Here is a 17,246-nt window from a genome sequence, read left to right as displayed (position 1 = left end):
TCAGCGTTACGGCCAGGGACGCGATGATCGCGGTCCCGAGCAGACGTCGTGACATCAGACCGCCTCCCGTTCACATACGTGGACATGAGTCGTGCACATGGATATGTGCCTGTGACCGTAATCACTCATCCCGTTCACGGTCAATATTCAAGGATGTGAATTTCTGCCAGAATCGTGTACACCAAGGGACATGCGCATTCTGATGACAGGAGCCGCGGGAAAAGTCGGCACGCTGCTCCGCCCGCGACTCGCCCGCGAGGGACGCACGCTGCGGCTCTCCGACCTGCATCCCGTCGAGCCGGGGCCGGGAGAGGAGTGGGTGGCGGCCGATCTCGTCGACCCGGCCGCCATGGCCGAGGCCGTGAAGGGTGTGGACGCGGTGCTCCACATGGGGGGCCAGAGCAGGGAGCGGCCCTGGGCCGACATCGTGCGGGCCAACATCGAGGGCATGCACGTGCTGATGGAGGCGGCGCGCAACGAGGGCGTCGAGCACCTCGTGCTCATGGGCAGCCACCACGCGGCGGGATACCACACCAGGCCGGCCGGCGGCGCCGACCTGCCCGACTACGCCTTCCCCCGGCCCGACACCTATTACGGCGTGAGCAAGGTCGTCATGGAGGCGCTGGGAAGCCTCTACCACGACCGGTTCGGCATGAACGTGACCGTGATCAGGCTCGGCACCTGCAACGAGGCATCGGCCGACACGCGCGGGCTGGCCACCTGGATCTCGCCCGACGACCTGACCCGCCTGGTCGAGGCCGGGCTCACCGCGCCCGGCTACCACGTGGTCTGGGGCGTCTCCGACAACACCCGCCGCTGGTGGTCGCTGGAGGAGGCCAAGGCCATCGGGTACGTCTCCCACGACGACTCCGAGGCCCAGGCCGACGCGCTCGTCGCCGAGCAGGGCGAGCCCGACCTGTCGCAGCCGCTGCATGACCGGGCCGGCGGCGTGTTCACGCTCAACGAACTCGGCGGCATCTGGTGAATCCCGCTCAGCCTCAGCAACCGGTTGCAAGAACCTTGACGGCTACTGGCGCGAAGGTCAAGGTTTAGTCTGGCAACCGTTTGCAAGGGAGGACGGCGATGGCGGCGACGATCAAGGACGTGGCCCGCGCCTGCGGCGTCCACGTGTCCACCGTGTCGCGCACGTTCTCCGCGCCCCACCTGGTCAACCCCGCCACCCGGAGCCGCGTGCTGGCCGTCGCCGACGACCTCGGCTACCGGCCCAACCGCGCGGCCAGGGCGCTGACCACCGGCCGCACGTTCAACATGGGCCTCATTGTCGCCGACATCGCCAACCCGTTCTTCCCCCCGCTCATCAAGGCCGCCCAGGCGCAGGCCAGGGGGCGTGACTACCACGTGTTCGTGGCCGACACCGACGAGGACCCGCGGGTCGAGGAGGAACTGATCAGGACGTTCACCAAGCAGGTGGACGGTGTCCTGCTGTGCAGCCCCCGGCTGTCGAACCGGATGATCGAGCGCCTGGCCGAGGACGTGCCGTTCGTGGTGGTGAACCGGCGCATCAAGGGCATGACCGCCGTGCTCATGAACGTCGCCCAGGGCGCCAAGCACGCGCTGGAGCACCTCACCGGGCTCGGCCACCGCAGGATCGCCCTCGTGTCCGGCCCGATCGGCTCGTGGACCAGCAACGAGATGCAGGGCGTGGCCGCCGAGGCGCCAGGCCTGGACCTGATCTTCTTCGGCCCCAACCAGCCGACGGAGGCCGGCGGCCTGGCCGTGGCCGCCGACGTGGCCGCCTGCGGGGCGACCGCGGTGCTGGCCTACAACGATCTCGTCGCGCTTGGCCTCATCGAGGGACTGTCGGCGATGGAGATAGGGGTACCAGACCAGGTAAGTGTGATCGGGTTCGACGACATCCTTCCCGGCCGGCTCAACAGGCCCAAGCTGACCACGGTGGCCATGCCGGCGGCGGCGGCCGGGAGGATGGCAGTCGATCTGCTGCTCCAATCGGGGGGCGAGGGCGCGACCGTGACCCTCGACACCGCCCTCATCGTCCGCGAGTCCACGGGAAGGGCCCAGTGAAAATGGTTTTCGGAACGCTGCCGTCAGGCGAGCAGGTCGAGCGCGTGGAGCTGTCATCGGGGCGGTTGCGCGCCGAGGTGCTCACCTACGGCGCCATCCTGCGTTCCCTGGAGGTGTCCGGGGTGAACGTCGTGCTCGGGCTGGACACGCTGGACGACTACCTCACCCGCAGTCGCTACTTCGGCGCCGTCGTCGGCCGCTACGGCAACCGCATCGCGAACGGACGCTTCACCCTGGACGGCGTCGACCATCACCTGCCGATCAACAACGGCGCCCACAGCCTGCACGGCGGCACCGACGGCTTCGACCGCAGGGTGTGGACCGTCGCCGGCCGCACCGACTCGTCGGTGATGCTCGCGCTGACGAGCCCCGACGGTGACCAGGGCTACCCGGGCACGCTGACCGCCACGGTCACGTACACGCTGGCCGACGACGCGATCCGGATCGACTACTCCATGAAGACCGACGCGCCGACCGTGGTCAACCTGACCAATCACTCCTACTTCAACCTCAAGGGCAGCGGCGACGTGCTCGACCACGTCATCCAGATGGAGGCGGAGCACTACCTGCCGGTCGACGAGGGCAAGATCCCCACGGGGGAGCTCGCGCCGGTCAAGGGCACGCCGTTCGACTTCAGCGAGCCGCACGCCGTGGGGGAGCGCTACGACGGCGCGTACGACCACTGCTTCGTGCTCGACGGCGACATCAGGGTGACCGCCGGCGGGCTCACCATGGAGGTCACCACCACGGAGCCCGGCGTGCAGTTCTACAGCGGCAGCATGCTGGACGGCGTGGAGACGCCGTACGGGCCGTTCGCCGGGTTGTGCCTGGAGACCCAGCACTTCCCCGACTCGCCCAACCAGCCGCGCTTCCCCTCCACCGTGCTGCGGCCGGACGAGATCCGCACGTCGTCCACCACCTACCGGTTCGACTGACCGGGCGCGGGGCGGCGGCGGCCCTGCTCACCGGCCCTGATCACCAGCAGGGCCACGTCGTCCTGCGACGGCTCGGAGGCGAACGTCTCGACCACGTGCCGCACCCGTTCGGCCACCGCGTGGGCGCTCAACCCCCGGCACTGCGCGAGCAGCGCGCCCAGCCCGTTGCCGTCGTCCAGCAGCCGGGAGCCGTCGCGCCGCTCGGTCACGCCGTCGGTCACGCACAGGAGCACCTCCTCGGGCGCCAGCTCGAACGTCTCGACGTAGAACCTGGCGCCGGCCTCGATGCCCAGCAGCAGCTGGGGGGTCGCCACCGTCTCGACCGCGCCGTCCGCGCGCAGCACCAGCGGCGGCGGATGCCCCGCCGAGGCGATCGTGCACAACGCGCCGCCCTGCGGGAGCGGGGTCAGCTCGCCGCACAGCAGGCTGAGGAACCTGCCCTCGTCGTCCTCCTCCAGCAGCGCCTGGTTGAGCCGGTCGAAGATGTCGGCCACCGTGTAGTGCTCCTTGGCCAGCAGGCGTACGGCGTGGCGGGCCAGACCGGTCACCGCGGCCGCCTCCGGGCCGCTGCCGCACACGTCGCCCAGCGCGAAGCACCAGTGGTCGCCCACCGTGAACAGGTCGTAGAAGTCGCCGCCGACGTCCGCGCCCTCTTCGGCGGGCTCGTAGACGACGGCGCTCTCCAGGCCGGGCATGGGCGCCACGCGCATCGGCAGCAGGCTGCGCTGCAGCACCCGCGACGTGGTGGCCTGCCGGGCGTAGAGCATCGCGGTGTGCAGGTTGAGGGCCACCAGGCGGCACAGGTCGGCCAGCAGGTCGGCCACCTCCAGCGGCAGCGTCGGCTCCGCGCGGCCGATCACCAGCGCGCCGTGCGACCTGCCCTGGGTGAGCAGGGGGAACGCCAGCACCGCCTCAGGACCGGCGGGCCAGCTCACCTCGTCGAGCGCGGTGCGGGGGATGGCGGGCAACGACTTGCGCAGGTCGGCGTTGTGGCGTTCCTCGCTGTGCCAGACGTGGGCGAGCCTGGTCATGCCCGCGAGGTCGGTCAGGTAGACGGCCGCCCAGGTCGCGATCTTGGGGACGACGAGCTGCGCGGTCAGCGCCGCGATGAGCTCCTCGTCGTGCACGCCCGCCAGCAGCTCGCCCGCCTCGGCCAGGAAAGACAGCCGGCCCCGGTGCGCGCGGTCCTGCTCGGCCAGCCGCGCGCGCTGCACCGGCATCGCGACCTGGTCGGCGATGTGCTGCAGGCTCACCGTGAGCTCCTGGTCGAAGTGGCCGGGCTGCTGCGCCGTCACGGCGAGGTAGCCGGTCACCTCGCCGGCGAGGAGCAGCGGCGCGCACGCCAGCGAGCGGGCGCGCAGCTGGTCGGCCAGCTCGACGTCACCGGCCAGCAGGTCCTCGATCATCGTGGGCGTCTTGCGCTCGGCGCCGAACACGCCGGTGGCCAGCACCCCCACCAGCCCCGCCGTCGCGCCCGCGCCCGCCGCCACGCCGAACCTGCTGCCGCCCTCCGTGGGAAGCAACACGTACGCGGCGTCGCCGCCGCTGGACATCTGCACGATCCCGGCGATCGTGTCGAGCAGCTCCGGGAACGGCATGTCCTGGTCGAGGAGGTCCTTGATACGCCGGCCCGCCTCCCTGCGCGGCGCGGGCGGCGGCGTCAGGACGTAGCGGTGGTCGCCCGCCACCACCATCCAGATCGACCGGCGATCCCGCGCACGCCCGTCGGTGCGCAGGTGGGAGACGTAGACGGGCACCAGCCTGCCGTCGGCGTGCCGCATGCGCGCCTCGCCCCGCCAGCGGCCCAGGCCGAGCGTGTCGGTCAGCGACAGCGCGTACGGGCCGTGGCCGCGCCAGGCCACCAGATCGGCCAGCGGGCGGCCGACCGCCTGCTCGGGACGCCAGCCGAGCAGCTGCCGGGCCTCGGAGTTCCACGACCGCACCAGCCCGTCGCCGTCGGTGACCACCACGCCGACGTGCAGGGTGTCGACGGCGGCGGGGGCAGGGACCGGCGGGCCGGTCCCGGTCTCCTGCCCGTCGCCGCCGTCCGCGAGCTCGAGGCGCACCCAGACGCGCTTGGCGGTCCTCGTGTACGTGACGCCCCAGGCGTCGGCCAGCATGCCCGCGAGCGCGAGGCCACGGCCGGACGGCCGCACCTCGTCCGTGAGGGTCACTGCGGGCATGACGCCGGCCTCGTCGATCGTCCGCTCGGGCAGATGGTCGTCGACTTCGATCTCCAGCTTCGCCGGGCCGGTGTCCGCGTCGAGACGGCACGTCAGCTCGATCCCGGTGCCCGCGTGCACGACGGCGTTGGTGACGAGCTCGCTGGTCAGCAGCACGGCGTCCTCGGCGAGGTGGCTCAGCTGCCACTCGCCCAGGACCTGACGGACGAACTTGCGCGCGTGGGCCGGAGCATGGGGCGTGCCGTCGAAGGCCGTGCTCGACACCCGGGTCGTGTCCACTCTGCGTCCTAGAACATCACTCGATGTGGCACCTTGGTCACTCACAGAGTGGCAGACCGGAGGCGTCGCCACCTCCGGTTGTCGATGATCCCCATGCGAGGGAACGACTCTGCCGGCTTTGAGGTGCCGGAATGTCACGACACCGGCGCGTCTCCGCGCGTTCCGCGGTGTCTCCGACGTACCTTTGGCATCATGGCCACCCGTACGCCGAAAAGCGCATCGAAGGGGCCGGCGAAGCGGTCGACCTCGTCTCGCTCGACCTCCGCCAAGCGCGGGGGCTCGTCGGCGGGACGGTCCAGGGCTAAGGGATCCGCCACCGGCCGCAAGCCTTCCGCGACCCACCAGGACCCGATCAGCTGGGTCTTCACGATGATCGGCAAGCTGATCGTCGGGTTGTGGATGCTGGTCGCCAACGGCATCGGCAGCACCGCCCGCGCGCTGGGCAAGAACGCCCGCGAGCTCGATCCGGCGCACCGGCGCGACGGGGTGGGGCTGGCGGTGCTCGCGGCCGCCATCGTGGTCGCGGCCATGACGTGGCGCAACTCCGACGGCGCGGTCTCCGGCGTGGTGAACGCGGCCGCGCGCGGCGTGTTCGGCTCGCTGGCCTGGGCGCTGCCGCTGCTGCTCGGCCTGCTGGCCTGGCGCTACCTGCGCCATCCCGACCAGAACGCCGACACCGGGCGCATGGTGATCGGGTGGGCCGCCCTCCTGATCGGCGTGCTCGGCGTCATCCACGTGGCCAACGGCACCCCCTACCCGGCGGGCGAGGGCCAGGGCATGGACAAGGTGTCGCAGGCCGGGGGCATGGTCGGGTTCATCGTGGCGGCGCCGCCGATGAGCATCCTGCCGCCGTGGATCACGATCCCGCTGCTGCTGATCCTGTCGGGGTTCGGCGTGCTGGTGATCACCGCCACCCCCGTGCACCGCGTTCCCGAGCGGCTGGCCGAGCTCAAACACCTGCTGTTCGAGCGGCAGGCCGACGCCGAGCCCAAGGGTTCCACGTCCAGGACGCCCGCCAGGAAGCGGTCCAAGCCCAAGAAGGCGGAGGACGGCGAGGGCGACCTCGTCAAGCCGTACGACACGCCCGTGCTGGCCGAGAAGGACAAGCACACCGACCACTCCCCGGAGATCGTGCCGGGCCTGACGGATGAGGAGCCGGCGCCCGCGCCCGACCTGGAACGCAAGCCGGAGCCTCCCGAGCCGACGCCGGCGCCGCGCAAGGTGGAGCAGCTCGTGCTGTCGCCGCAGGCGGGTCCTTACAGCCTGCCCGACCTGCAGCACCTCAAGCCGGGCACGGCGCCGAAACCGCAGACCAAGGCCAACACGACCGTGGTCAACGCGTTGACCAGCGTGCTGGAGCAGTTCGGCATCGACGCGCAGGTCATCGGGTTCACCCGGGGGCCGACCGTGACCCGCTACGAGATCGAGCTGGGGCCCGCGGTCAAGGTGGAGAAGGTCACGGCGCTCACCAAGAACATCGCGTACGCCGTTAAATCTGCAGATGTCAGGATTTTGTCCCCTATCCCCGGCAAGTCGGCGATCGGGGTGGAGATCCCGAACGCCGACAAGGACCTGGTGGCGCTGGGCGACGTGCTGCGCTCGCAGGTGGCGCAGGCCGACCACCACCCGATGATCGTCGGCCTGGGCAAAGACGTCGAGGGCCGTACCATCGTCGCCAACCTCGCCAAGATGCCCCACCTGCTCATCGCGGGCGCGACCGGCGCCGGCAAGTCGGTCTGCGTCAACGGGCTGATCACCAGCGTCCTGATGCGGGCCACGCCCGACGAGGTGCGCATGGTGCTGGTCGACCCCAAGCGGGTCGAGCTGAGCGTCTACGAGGGCATCCCTCACCTCATCACGCCGATCATCACCAACCCGAAGAAGGCCGCCGAAGCCCTCGAATGGGTGGTCGGCGAGATGGACCGGCGCTACGACGACCTGGCCGCGTCGGGGTTCCGGCACGTCGACGAGTTCAACAAGGCCGTGCGGGCGGGCAAGTTGCAGCCGCCTCCGGGGAGCGAGCGGGTCTACCAGCCCTACCCGTACCTGCTGGTGATCGTGGACGAGCTGGCCGACCTGATGATGGTGGCCCCGCGCGACGTCGAGGACTCGATCGTGCGCATCACCCAGCTCGCCCGCGCGGCGGGCATCCACCTGGTGATCGCCACGCAGCGGCCGTCGGTCGACGTGGTCACCGGCCTCATCAAGGCGAACGTGCCGTCCAGGCTGGCGTTCGCGGTGTCGAGCCTCACCGACTCGCGGGTCATCCTCGACCAGCCCGGCGCCGACAAGCTGGTCGGCCAGGGTGACGCGCTGTTCCTGCCGATGGGCGCGAGCAAGCCGATCCGCATCCAGAACGCGTTCGTCTCGGAGAAGGAGATCGCCGAGGTCGTCGCGTACTGCAAGGCGCAGATGCAGGCCGAATACCGCGAGGACGTCGCCGCGGCGCCGGTCAAGCGGGAGATAGACGAGGACATCGGCGACGACCTCGACCTGCTGATCCAGGCCGCCGAGCTGATCGTCACCACCCAGTTCGGCTCCACCTCGATGTTGCAGCGCAAGCTGCGCGTCGGGTTCGCCAAGGCCGGGCGGCTGATGGACCTGCTCGAGAGCCGCAACGTGGTCGGCCCGAGCGAAGGATCCAAGGCGCGGGAAGTGCTGGTGAAACCGGATGATCTGCCGGGATTGCTGGCCGACCTGCGTGGCGAATGACCCCAATGCGTGCATGCCCAGCGGTAACTGGTTGAATATGAACCACTACGCAACGTCGTGGTGGTTAGTCCAGGCGCCATGGGGAGGCGTTCGCTGTGCAGGATCAGAGCATCGGGGCCGTGCTGACGGCCGCAAGGCAGTCAGCTGGGTTGACGGTCGCGCAGGTCAGCGCGGCCACCAATATTCGCGAGACGATCATCCATCGCATGGAGCAGGATGACTACGGCCAATGCGGCGGTGACTTCTACGCCAGGGGGCACATCAGGGCCGTGGCCCAGGCGGTCGGGCTCGACCCCGAGTCCACCGTCCACCTCTTCGACCAGCAGCACGGCGGCGCGCCCGAGCCGGTGGCCGCGTCGGCCGTGTTCCAGGCCGACCGCAAGATCAACCTGCCGGAGCGGCGGGGGCCCAACTGGACGGCGGCGCTGGGGGTGGCGCTGGCGATCGTGATGGTGTTCGGCCTGATGCGGGTGCTGGGGGACGCGAGCGACCAGGTGCGCACGGCCGACGTGCGCGCGGCGTCGGCCAAGCCCAGCGTTCCGCCCAACACGCCCATCACCGAGACGCCGCGCGTCAGGGCCGCCAAGAAGGGCATGGTGACGCTCCGGATCAAAGCCATTCGGTCGTCGTACGTGAACGTGCGCGACGCCGAGGGCCGCAAGCTGTTCGCGGGGACGCTGAAAGCAGGAAAGACGTCGACCTGGCGGTCCGAGGGCAAGGTGAACGTGCTGATCGCCGACGCGGGGGCCGTGTCGGTGCAGGTCAACGGCAAGAAAGTGACAGGGCTCGGCGACACGGGGGAGACGGTGCGGCGTTCGTTCGGCCCGCCGAAAACCCAGGCGCGATAGTCACGCGTGAGTCACCTGGGGGAGCCAGTGCATCGGGTGGTGGCCAACTCCCGATACCGTAGTGTTCACCATGTCATCCCGCCGAACCGCATCGCTGATCACTCTGGGCTGCGCGCGCAACGAGGTCGACTCCGAGGAGCTGGCCGCGCGACTCGAGGCTGCCGGTTGGCAGCTGGGCGACGACGACCCCGACGTCGTCGTCGTCAACACCTGTGGCTTCATCGAGTCGGCCAAGAAAGACTCCATCGACACGCTGCTGGCCGCCGCCGACTCCGGTGCGAAGGTGGTGGCGGCGGGCTGCATGGCCGAGCGCTACGGAGGCGAGCTGGCCGACGCGCTGCCCGAGGCCAGCGCGGTGATCTCTTTCGACGACTACGCCGAGATCGGCGACCGCCTCGACGACGTGGTCGCCGGCCGGTCGCTCAAGCCGCACACACCACGCGACCGCCGCACCCTGCTACCCATCTCGCCGGTGGACCGTGCCAGCGCGCCCAGGGCCAACATCCCCGGCCACGGCGACCTGCCCGCGGGCCTGGCGCCCGCGAGCGGCCCGCGCGTGCTGCGCAAGCGGCTCGACGAGAGCCCTGTCGGCTCGCTCAAGCTGGCCTCCGGTTGTGACCGGCGCTGCACGTTCTGCGCCATCCCCGCCTTCCGCGGCTCCTACGTCTCGCGCAAGCCGGAGGACCTGCTGGCCGAGGCCGACTGGCTGGCCCACCGGGGCGTGCGCGAGCTCGTCCTGGTCAGCGAGAACTCCACGTCCTACGGCAAGGATCTGGGCGACCTGCGGGCGCTGGAGAAGCTGCTGCCCGAGCTCGCGGCCGTCGAGGGCGTCGAGCGGGTGCGGGTCAGCTATCTCCAGCCGGCGGAGCTCCGTCCCGGCCTGATCGACGTGATCACCGGCACCGACGGCGTCGCCGCCTACTTCGACCTGTCCTTCCAGCACGCCAGCGGCTCCGTCCTGCGCCGCATGCGCCGCTTCGGCGATCCCCAGCGCTTCCTCGGGCTGCTGGAGACCATCCGTGAGCGCGCCCCTGAGGCGGGTGTGCGCTCCAACTTCATCGTGGGCTTCCCCGGCGAGACCGAGGAGGAGTTCGGCGAGCTGGTCGCCTTCCTGGAGGCCGCCAGGCTCGACGTGATCGGCGTGTTCGGCTATTCCGACGAAGACGGCACCGAGGCGGCCGAGCTGCCGGGCAAGCTTCCCCAGGAGGTCGTCGACGAGCGCGTGCGGGCGCTCACCGAGCTGGCCGAGGAGCTGACCGCGCAACGCGCCGAGGAGCGCATCGGCACCGAGGTCGACGTGCTGATCGACGACGACCTCGGCGACGGCGGCTACGAGGGCCGGGCCGCCCACCAGGGCCCCGAGGTCGACGGCTCGGTCACGGTGCAGGGCATCGGCCTGGTCCGGGGAGAGATCGTGCGCGCGGTCGTGGTCGACGCCGAGGGGGTCGATCTGATCGCGCGCATCAAGGCCAGTCCATGAAAAGGGACGAGCGCCGCGTGGTAAGCCCGTGGAACATCGCCAACGTCCTCACGGTCCTCCGGTTGGTGCTCGTCCCCTTCTTCGTCGTCTGCCTGTTCCTGCCGGGCACGGGCTGGCGGATCGCCGCGCTGGCGGTCTTCGCGGTCGCTTCGATCACCGACCATCTCGACGGCGAGCTGGCCCGGCGCTACGGTCTCATCACCGACTTCGGCAAGATCGCCGACCCGATCGCCGACAAGGCGCTCACCGGCGCGGCCCTGGTGTGCCTGTCGATCCTCGGCGAGCTGCCGTGGTGGGTCACGGTCGTGATCCTCGGTAGGGAGCTGGGCATCACGGCGCTCAGGTTCGTGCTGCTGCGGCACGCCGTCATCCCGGCCAGCTACGGTGGCAAGGTCAAGACCGTGCTGCAGATCGCCGCCATCGTGCTCTATCTGCTGCCGTTCGTGCCCGATCCCGTCCGATGGGTGGTGATGGGGGCGGCGGTGGTCGTCACGGTGGGCACGGGCGTCGACTATGTCGTCAGGGCGATCCGGCTGCGCACGGTGGCCGAGCGAGCGCGCGGGGAGTGATCGACCGATGGCGGACGCGGCCGAGGTCCTGAGATTGCTGGTGGCCCAGAATGCCACGGTCGCCGTGGCCGAGTCGCTGACCGGCGGGCTCATCGGGGCCACCATCACGGCCGTCTCGGGCGCCTCAGAGGCGTTCGTGGGCGGGGTGATCTCCTACGCCACCGATCTCAAGCGGGAGTTGCTGGGCGTGCCCGGCGATCTGCTGCGCCGTGAGGGGGCCGTGCATCCGGAGGTGGCAGCGGCTATGGCGGCGGGGGTCGCGAGGGTGTGCGGGGCCACGTACGGGGTGGCGGTGACCGGGGTGGCGGGGCCCGAGCCCCAGGACGGGCGGCCCGTCGGCACCGTCCACGTGGCCGTGTGCGGGCCCGGCGGGCAGATTTCGGCCCGGACGTTGACTCTGCGGGGGTCGCGCGAACGTATCAGGGTAGAGACGGTGGACGAGGCGGTTGATCTCCTGGCAGGTGTGCTGAAGGCGAACATAGGGGAACATTCCGGGTGATTACTGTGTTACGTCCCGAGCGAACATCCGACGCACGGTCTGACGCTGTGTCGGTGGATACGGGTACGGTGGAGCTGTGAGTGAGGTCCGTGAGCCAACTGCAAGCACCGAGCGCCCGGCAGGCGGGCCCGATGAGTCGAGCGACGCGCCACGAGCGGCGGTCCCTGGCCGGCCGCGCCCAGTGATGACGGCGAGGAGTATGTACGAAGCGAAGAAGACCAATGTTCGGCACGAACCGATCGCGCGGGGCGTGGTGAAGACATCCGCGCCGGGGAGGGAGCGACAGATGATTCTGCTGCGTCAGCTGCTCGGCGACGTGCTGAGGCGGTTGCGGGTGCGGCAGGGACGCACGCTGCGCGAGGTGTCCACCCTCGCACGTGTTTCGCTCGGCTACTTGTCCGAGGTGGAGCGCGGGCAGAAGGAGGCCTCGTCCGAGCTGCTCGCATCCATTTGCGGCGCACTCGGCGTGCCCCTTTCGCAGGTGTTGCGTGAAGTTTCCGATCAGTTCGCGCTGGCGGAGCTCCAGGCTGCCCCCGTGCTTGCCGACGTGCCCGAGCACGAGCGTCTGCCCCTGTCGGAGTCGGTCCCCGGATCGATCCCCGAGTCCGTGTTCCCCGAAGTCAAGGACATGGTGGCCGCCTAACGCGGTTGGCAGCCGGCACACCACAGGATCAGCCGTTCCTGTGGGCCTGTCCCCATTTCCCCGCGGCTGATGCGGGTGCCGCATCGGCGACAGGGCCTCCCCGCCCTGCCGTAGACCCATGTCCGGTACGCCGGGCGGCGGTCGCCTGTGGTCACCGTGCCCGCAGGAGATCGATGATGCGCGTTGGCGGCCATGATCCGCTGCGCCAGTGACACGAGCCCTTCCAGATCCTCGACCTCCCCGACCGTTCGCCACGGCCAGATCCCGCGCAGGAACAGGGTCTCGGCTCGATAGATCGTGCCTATCCCGGCCAGGTTGCGCTGATCGAGCAGCGCCTCCCCGATGGGTCTGCCGGGCTCCGCTCGCAGTCTCCGTGCGGCCTCATCCGGATCCCAGTCGGGCCCCAGCAGGTCCGGGCCGAGGTGCCCGACCAGACGTGCCTCCTCATCCGTCCTGACGAGATCCACCATGCCGAGCCTGAGCCCCACAGCCTGCCAGCGCTCGTTGGCCAGAACCAGCCTGACCAGGTCGCCGGGCGGGGTGCGCCGCCCCGCCGGTGTCACCACCCAGCTCCCGTCCATCCTCAGGTGGGTGTGCACGGTCAGGTCGCCCTCCACACGGGTGAGCAGGTGCTTGCCCCGCGACACCGTGGTGACGACGGCGCGCCCGGTCAGGTCGGCGGTGGCGTGCCTGGGCACGCGGAAGTCCGACCTGGTGAGCACGTGCCCGTCCAGGGCGCCTCGCAGGCGGCCGGCCGTACGATGGACGGCATCTCCTTCAGGCATCCTTCCAGTCTAGGAAGCGTTCGTTCCGCGCCCTCGGCGACCATAATGAAGATCGGGGGAGCGGACGTGTCAGGAGGCTGACTGCGGCATGCCAGAGATCTCGGGTTTACGCGATGGCGACCCCACCGAGGTGGCCGGTCACCGGGTGACCGGACGGCTGGGCTCCGGCGTCTACGCCGGGCGCGCGCCCACCGGCGAGGCCGTGCTCATCCGGCTGCTGCCGGCGGAGCTGGATCCCACCCCCTTCCTGCACGCGATGGAGCCCCTGCGCGGGGTCGCCGCGGTCAGCACCGCGCAGGTCCTGTCGACGGGAGTGCTCGGCGACCGGGCGTACGTCGTCAGCGAGTTCGTCGACGGCCCGGCGCTGCAGGAGGCCGGCGGCGGGCTCGACGGCGTGGCGCTGCACCGGCTGGCGGCCGGCACGATCACCGCGCTGGTCGCGATCCACCAGGAGGGGTTCGTCCACGGGGACATCAGCCCGGCCAACGTGCGGCTCGGCCCCGACGGGCCACGGGTGATCAATCTGGGCCTCGAGCGCGCCCTGGCGGAGGCGGCGACCGCCACCCGCACGGTCGGGGTTCCCGCCTACACCGCTCCCGAGCGGCTGCGCGGTGCCGAGGGCGGTCCGCCCGCCGACGTGTTCTCCTGGGCGGCGACCATGGTGTTCGCCGTCTCGGGGGCGTCGCCGTTCGAGGGCGGTTCGATGGCGGCGACCGTCGACCGCATCACCGGGGGCGAGCCTGATCTGCCCGATCTCGGCGAGTTGCACGGGCTGATCGTCGCGTGTCTGGCCAAGGACCCGGCGGCCAGGCCCGCGGCGAGTGAGGTGCTGCTGCGCCTGGTCGGGCAGACGTCGTTCCTCACCGGGCAGGTCGAGGCGGCCGGCGTCGCGGAGCCACCCAAGGCGCGCCCGCGCGTGCTCGCGCTGGTGGCCGCGTTCGCCGCCGGGGCGCTGGTCTCGGGGATCGGCGTCTACGCCCTGGTGGACACCGGCACGCCCGTGCGGGGCGTGGCCGCCACCAGCTCACCCGGCGGGCCCGCCGCGCAGCCCACGGTCAGCGCGTCGGCCACGGTCGCCCCGCTGGAGAAGGTCGAGAAGAAGGCGGCGACCGACACCGAGCTGCCGACCATCGGAGCCACCCTGCACGAGCATCCCAGCGATCCGGTGCGCGCCGCGTCCTACCTGGAGGCCAAGGGGAAGTTCACGGCCTACGTCAGGGAGCGCGGGGGCGCCTTCAAGGCGGTGGGGACGGCCGAGGAGCCAGCCCTAGCGCCCGGCGGCGACTGGGTGGCGCTCAACCCCTTTCTGAAGTTCCAGAACTCCGAGATGGACCACGTCAAGCTGACCAGGTTGTCCACAGGTGAGTCGTTCGTCGTCACCACAGTCAAGAAACCGCTGCAGACCATGACTCCCGTGTGGTCCAGAGACGGCGCCCGGGTGCTCATGTCGGTCATCGACGCCGGCGAGCCGCGCAGGGTTGTGGGTTTCGTGGTCGTCGACCTGGCCACGAGGAAGGCGGTGCACGTCGAGACCGAGTACTTCGACGACGCGGCGTTCAGCTTCACCTTCACGCCGGACGGCTCGATCGCCAGGGGATACGGCGACGGCAAGCGTCACGGCATCGAATACTTTGACATGTCAGGCCAGGTCACCAAGACGTTGCACTGGGTGGGCGCGCCCCGCGACCGCGACTGGTTCTCCCCGTCCGGCAAGAGCTTCGTCACCTTCTGCCCCAGCGAGAAGGAGATCTGCGTGTGGAACTCCGCGACGGGCGCGCGCCAGGCGACGGTGCCCGTCAAGGCCGAGGAATCGAGCCTGCTCGGCTGGTTCACCGACAAGCACCTCCTGATCCAGGAGCCGGGCAAGAAGGGGGCCGCCACCGTCAAGGTCGTGGACCTCCTCGGCACGACCCAGCGCGTGCTGGCCGACGTCGAGCCCGGGCGCGGCCTCCTCCGGTTCGCCCGCTTCCCCGGTCGATGAAGGCGCTGGTCGCGGGCGACCCCCGCGAAGTAGGCGGTCACCGCATCGTGGGCCGGCTGGGGGAGGGCGGCCAGGGCGTGGTCTACCTCGGCGAGTCGCCCGAGGGAAGGCGGGTCGCGGTCAAGCTGCTCGGGCCGGGGCTCGACGATCCCGGCGCGCTCGATCGTTTCCGGCAGGAGGCGGGGTACGCGCGCCGGGTCAAGGCGTTCTGCACGGCTCAGGTGCTGGCCGGCGGCGAGAGCGGTGGCCTGCCGTACGTGGTCAGCGAGTTCGTCGACGGGCCCTCGCTGGCCCAGGTGATCCAGGAACGCGGCCCGTTGCGCGGGGCGGAGCTGCGCAGGCTCGCCATCGGGACGCTGACCGCGCTGGCCGCCATCCACCAGGCCGGCGTCGTGCACCGCGACTTCAAGCCCGGCAACGTGCTGCTCAGCAGGGACGGCCCTCGGGTGATCGACTTCGGCATCTCCCGCGCCGTGGAGGAGCTGGAGCACGACGGCGACGTCATCGAGGGCACGCCTCCGTACATGGCTCCGGAGCAGTTCGGCGGGGGTGCCGCGGGAGCGCCGGCCGACATGTTCGCCTGGGCCTCGACCATGGTGGCCACCGCGACGGGACGCCCGCCCTTCGGCACGGGCCCGCTGCCGGCGCTCATCCACCGCATCACACGGGCCGAGCCCGCTCTGGGAGAGCTTGAGGGCGCGCTGCGCGAGCTGGCGGTGCGATGCCTGGCCAAGGACCCCGGCGAGCGGCCGACGGCCACGCAGGCGCTGCTCACGCTGCTCGGGCACCGCGTGCCTGAGCGGCGGCTGCTGGCGGAAGGGCGGCAGTCGGCGGCGCCGCCCTCCCTCCGTCCGGGACGGCCGCCCGTCACAGCGGTGGTCACGGTGGCGGTCGCAGTTGCGGTCGCGGTCGCTGTCACGGCCGCGGTGCTGCTCACCCGGCCGTCACCCCCTCCCGTCACGTCCGCCGGGCTCCCGCCGGCGCCGAGGTCCGGGCCGATGCCGCTCACCTCGGTGTCGGAGCTCGAGCTCCCGGACACCGGCATCACCGTTCACGAGAACCCCGCCGATCCCGTGTGGGTCTCCTCCTACCACGACCATCGCAAGGGGCGGACGGGGTCGTACGTGCGCGATCCGGCCACGCGGCGCTTCGCCTTCTTCGGCAGCCTGGAGGAGCCGATCGTCTCGCCGGGCGGCGGCTACGTGGCCTCCCTGTCCTCGATACGGCTCCAGCGGACGGACTTCGAGACCATCCGGCTGCGCGAGGTGGCCACCGGCCGCGACCGTGACCTGCGCACCGTCGACAAGCCCGCCACGCTGTTCTGGCCGGCCTGGTCCCCTGACGGGCGGCGGCTGCTCGCGACCGTCGTCGAGCCGGGCGAGCCGGCCAGGGCCGTGGGGTTCGCGGTCGTGGACCCGGTGGCCGGCACGGTCAGGGTCACGCGGGTGGCGGTCGCGGGTCAGCCGAGGTACGCGTGGGGCGCGGACGCCAGGAGCGTGGTGTACGGGGCGCCGGGCGGGGTCGTGAAGGTGCTGGCCCTGGACGGCAAGGAGCTGCGGGCCTTTCCCGACGTGGGCGAGGTGGCGGCGGGCGGAGTGGCGCGTACGAGCCTCGGGGCGGTGTTTGCCACGAAGTGCCCGGACAATACGCGAAATATTTGCTTCTGGGATGAAGCGAGCGGCGACAGGAAGGGCGTCGCCCGGCTGCCGGAGGGCGGGAGCTTCAACGGCTGGATGGACGGGCGGCACTTCCTGGCGACCGTGCCCGGCGGCGGGAACACCGACGTCGTCCTGATGGACGCCACGGGCCGGCCCGTCCGCACGCTGGCCGACGGCCCGGCCGCCGAGCTGGACGACGTCGCGCTCTGGTTCACCCGTAAATCCCCGTGACGAATGACCCGTTGCCGATCTTTCATAGGGGTGGGCTGGAGAAGCCGGTGAGTAACACGGGTCGGCTCGGGTCGGTGGTCCTGTCGCCAGGCGTCGAGGCGGATGAGGTTGATCGCGGTGGCCAGGCAGTGACCTATGGGGGTGGCGCGGATGCTCTTGTGGCTGCTGCGGCGGATGCCCGTGCGGTGGATGATCCGGCCGGCCGTCGATTCGATGCCCGCCCGAGGGCGGTCGCGGGCCCGCCTGGCCAGCTCGGGCACCTCTCGGGCAGACTGCGGATCCAGCCACACGAGACCCACCACGTCGGTCGATCCCGGGACTCATCTCTGCTCTCATCGATTCGCCCTGATCGCGTACGGTGATTTCGGAGATCGGCAACGGGGTCACGAATCCCGGAGAT

Annotated in this window: 13 protein-coding genes; 11 read left to right on the top strand and 2 right to left on the bottom strand. The window is 70.8% G+C overall.

Annotated elements, in window-relative coordinates; all coding sequences use genetic code 11:
* The first annotated feature begins 190 nt into the window (after nucleotides 1-190).
* From ACZ6SA_RS03670 to ACZ6SA_RS03660, 3 genes are all read left to right on the top strand, one after another.
* Complete coding sequence (locus ACZ6SA_RS03670) at nucleotides 191-985, top strand: NAD-dependent epimerase/dehydratase family protein (protein WP_465826442.1); 795 nt, start codon at nucleotides 191-193, stop codon at nucleotides 983-985.
* A 98-nt stretch (nucleotides 986-1,083) separates the two neighbouring features.
* Nucleotides 1,084-2,043: a LacI family DNA-binding transcriptional regulator gene (locus tag ACZ6SA_RS03665; protein ID WP_347641586.1), complete on the top strand. Its 960-nt coding sequence runs from the start codon at nucleotides 1,084-1,086 to the stop codon at nucleotides 2,041-2,043.
* 2 nt (nucleotides 2,044-2,045) lie between these two features.
* Entirely contained in the window at nucleotides 2,046-2,978 is a 933-nt protein-coding gene (locus tag ACZ6SA_RS03660; protein WP_347641587.1) for an aldose epimerase family protein, read from the top strand.
* On the opposite strand, the gene ACZ6SA_RS03655 is transcribed toward ACZ6SA_RS03660, so the two are convergent.
* A complete protein-coding gene (locus ACZ6SA_RS03655; protein WP_465826440.1) occupies nucleotides 2,963-5,440 on the bottom strand; it encodes a SpoIIE family protein phosphatase in 2,478 nt (825 codons plus the stop codon). The genes ACZ6SA_RS03660 and ACZ6SA_RS03655 overlap by 16 nt on opposite strands.
* Nucleotides 5,441-5,632: 192 nt before the next feature.
* Between ACZ6SA_RS03655 and ACZ6SA_RS03650 the strand changes: the two genes are divergently transcribed.
* From ACZ6SA_RS03650 to ACZ6SA_RS03625, 6 genes are all read left to right on the top strand, one after another.
* Nucleotides 5,633-8,152 (top strand): DNA translocase FtsK, encoded by a 2,520-nt coding sequence (locus ACZ6SA_RS03650; RefSeq protein ID WP_465826439.1) that lies wholly within the window; start codon nucleotides 5,633-5,635, stop codon nucleotides 8,150-8,152.
* Nucleotides 8,153-8,271: 119 nt separating this feature from the next.
* Nucleotides 8,272-9,000, top strand: coding sequence for a helix-turn-helix domain-containing protein (locus ACZ6SA_RS03645; protein ID WP_347641591.1), 729 nt, complete (start codon nucleotides 8,272-8,274; stop codon nucleotides 8,998-9,000).
* 70 nt (nucleotides 9,001-9,070) lie between these two features.
* Complete coding sequence (gene rimO, locus ACZ6SA_RS03640) at nucleotides 9,071-10,480, top strand: 30S ribosomal protein S12 methylthiotransferase RimO (RefSeq protein ID WP_465826438.1); 1,410 nt, start codon at nucleotides 9,071-9,073, stop codon at nucleotides 10,478-10,480.
* Nucleotides 10,477-11,049, top strand: a complete 573-nt coding sequence (pgsA, locus tag ACZ6SA_RS03635) for a CDP-diacylglycerol--glycerol-3-phosphate 3-phosphatidyltransferase (protein WP_347641593.1) — start codon at nucleotides 10,477-10,479, stop codon at nucleotides 11,047-11,049. The genes rimO and pgsA overlap by 4 nt, the downstream gene beginning before the upstream one ends.
* Nucleotides 11,050-11,056: 7 nt before the next feature.
* The gene (locus ACZ6SA_RS03630; protein ID WP_347641594.1) at nucleotides 11,057-11,548 is read left to right on the top strand and encodes a CinA family protein; all 492 of its coding nucleotides are present in this window, start codon (nucleotides 11,057-11,059) and stop codon (nucleotides 11,546-11,548) included.
* 286 nt (nucleotides 11,549-11,834) lie between these two features.
* Nucleotides 11,835-12,191, top strand: a complete 357-nt coding sequence (locus ACZ6SA_RS03625) for a helix-turn-helix domain-containing protein (RefSeq protein WP_132333609.1) — start codon at nucleotides 11,835-11,837, stop codon at nucleotides 12,189-12,191.
* On the opposite strand, the gene ACZ6SA_RS03620 is transcribed toward ACZ6SA_RS03625, so the two are convergent.
* Nucleotides 12,188-12,976 (bottom strand): DNA-formamidopyrimidine glycosylase family protein, encoded by a 789-nt coding sequence (locus ACZ6SA_RS03620; RefSeq protein WP_465826436.1) that lies wholly within the window; start codon nucleotides 12,974-12,976, stop codon nucleotides 12,188-12,190. The two genes, ACZ6SA_RS03625 and ACZ6SA_RS03620, sit on opposite strands and share 4 nt — an antisense overlap.
* A gap of 88 nt (nucleotides 12,977-13,064) precedes the next feature.
* On the opposite strand from ACZ6SA_RS03620, the gene ACZ6SA_RS03615 reads away from it, so the two are divergent.
* Both ACZ6SA_RS03615 and ACZ6SA_RS03610 read left to right on the top strand, forming a co-directional pair.
* Nucleotides 13,065-14,957, top strand: a complete 1,893-nt coding sequence (locus ACZ6SA_RS03615; RefSeq protein WP_465826435.1) for a serine/threonine protein kinase — start codon at nucleotides 13,065-13,067, stop codon at nucleotides 14,955-14,957.
* Nucleotides 14,954-16,846 carry a serine/threonine-protein kinase gene (locus ACZ6SA_RS03610; protein WP_465826433.1) on the top strand — a complete coding sequence of 631 codons (1,893 nt, stop codon included), beginning with the start codon at nucleotides 14,954-14,956 and terminating at the stop codon, nucleotides 16,844-16,846. The genes ACZ6SA_RS03615 and ACZ6SA_RS03610 overlap by 4 nt, the downstream gene beginning before the upstream one ends.
* Nucleotides 16,847-17,246 lie beyond the last annotated feature (400 nt).

The organism is Nonomuraea sp. NPDC049378 (assembly GCF_055586745.1).
This window is presented reverse-complemented; position numbering and strand designations above follow the sequence as displayed.